General features: G+C 42.0%; 2 protein-coding genes and 1 pseudogene. All 3 read right to left on the reverse strand.

Annotated features, from left to right (window positions below):
- Positions 1-133: 133 nt before the first annotated feature.
- A complete protein-coding gene (locus tag AB6D80_RS24925) occupies positions 134-325 on the reverse strand; it encodes a DUF4250 domain-containing protein (RefSeq protein WP_009847437.1) in 192 nt (63 codons plus the stop codon).
- A 1-nt stretch (position 326) separates the two neighbouring features.
- Positions 327-530, reverse strand: coding sequence for a YaeP family protein (locus AB6D80_RS24930; RefSeq protein WP_009847436.1), 204 nt, complete (start codon positions 528-530; stop codon positions 327-329).
- A gap of 192 nt (positions 531-722) precedes the next feature.
- Positions 723-1411, reverse strand: a pseudogene (locus AB6D80_RS24935) (tellurite resistance TerB family protein).
- Positions 1412-1614: the final 203 nt, after the last annotated feature.

Consider the following 1614-nt stretch of genomic DNA (forward strand, 5'->3'; position numbering starts at 1 on the left):
TCAAGCATAAAAAAATCCCCATCAACGTTGTTGATGGGGATTATCTGCTAACTGCTATATCGTTCAAGTCTTCTTAAACGATCGGCATTAAACACAGAGGTTGGTCTTTAAAATTTAAGTTTGTTCTAAATGACTATCGAAACTGTTTTGCTTCAGGAAGAAACTCAAAACCGGCAGACGCAAGTTTTGCAGTCAATGCAGCTTTGTCGATTTCATAGAAGTTGACTACTCGATCTAAATCACCACCGAAGTCGTCACGCAACTTCATGTTGACGATGCTCATCAACATCACAGGATCCATCTTTTCAAAGTTAGCGAGGTTCATATTAGTCCTCGAAATCTGAGATCAGTAGATTCGCTGCGGCAAATGCAGCACGATCTCTTGCTTCTTTAGGAAGAGATTCATCTGCAGCAAGGTCGTTCAATGTTTTTACCGCGCAGGTGATCGCTTTAGGGATATAGCCTTGGTCGCCACTGCCAATTTGAGAATACAGTTCACGCACCAAATCACAACAATCGTATACTTTCATTTTTATACCTAACCAAATGATAACTGATCTCAATATACACATAGAGATAAGCAAAAACAAAGTGGATCTGACTAAGTTCAGAGTTAGTTTGTTCTTGCTCAATATCTCATTCTGTTGATGCTCAATGTATCACTTTGCTAACTTGTTACTTAGCGTGATACTTGCGGTTTAGCGTGATATTTACTGATGCGCTTAACTAGAGATCTGCTGTTCAAGCTGATGAGTGACTTCATCAGCTAAGTTGAGCTGCTTTGCTAACTCTTTGAGGTAAGCCTTCTCCATAAAGTTCTGCTCATCCGCTACAATCAAAGAGGCTAAGTAGATCTCACTCGCTTGTTGAGGTGACGTTGCTAATTGAGCAATTTCACTTGGATCGAGTGGTTTGTGCAGCTCTTCAGAGACCAATTTAGTCAGTTGATAATCGGCGCCCATATTTTCGACCGCTTGCTCGATCTTTGCCATCTCCTCTTCATCGACATGACCATCGGCTTTGGACACAGCAATCATCGATCTTAGAATCAGTACGCTATGGTTTGAATCGGTCTCATCAAATTGAGCTTGTTCGTTATTCGGTGTTTGGCCTTGTTTAGACTGATAGTCGTTGTAGACCTTATAAGCCAGGGCACCCAGTGCCGCTGCGCCACCAATACCAGCGGCTTTCTTACCCATTTTCTTGGTTTTCTTCGAGCCCATAACGCACCTAACAGTCCTCCGCCAACTGCGCCTGCACCGAAGGCTCCGAGTGTACTTTTACTGCTACTCTTGCCATTGCTGCCTTGAGAAAGGCCACTTAAACTTGAAGACCTTTCTGAAAGTTTCTGAGTACCTTGTTTTACGAGATCTGATTTAAGTGCTTGGTTCAGTAAGCTTTTGATATCCATCGATACCTCCAATGGTGAGCATGTCCAAAAAGTTGATGACACCAATATACGGATTTAAAGATGAACAGGGGATTAACTTACGTTATTTACTCTACTGATAAATAGAAGGGAGTTTGAAGCGAAATGACAGGCACAAAAAAGGCCACCTAATGGCTAACACTGATCATTTAAGCATTTTCCTGATCAGTTGAACGATCCTACAG

The sequence above is a fragment of the Vibrio sp. 10N.247.310.17 genome (genome assembly GCF_041466605.1).
In the GTDB taxonomy this organism is placed as follows: domain Bacteria; phylum Pseudomonadota; class Gammaproteobacteria; order Enterobacterales; family Vibrionaceae; genus Vibrio; species Vibrio tasmaniensis_A.

Coding starts and splice junctions, on each gene's coding strand:
- AB6D80_RS24925 (WP_009847437.1), bottom strand. CDS start 325: ATGAACCTCGCTAACTTTGAAAAGATGGATCCTGTGATGTTGATGAGC.
- AB6D80_RS24930 (WP_009847436.1), bottom strand. CDS start 530: ATGAAAGTATACGATTGTTGTGATTTGGTGCGTGAACTGTATTCTCAA.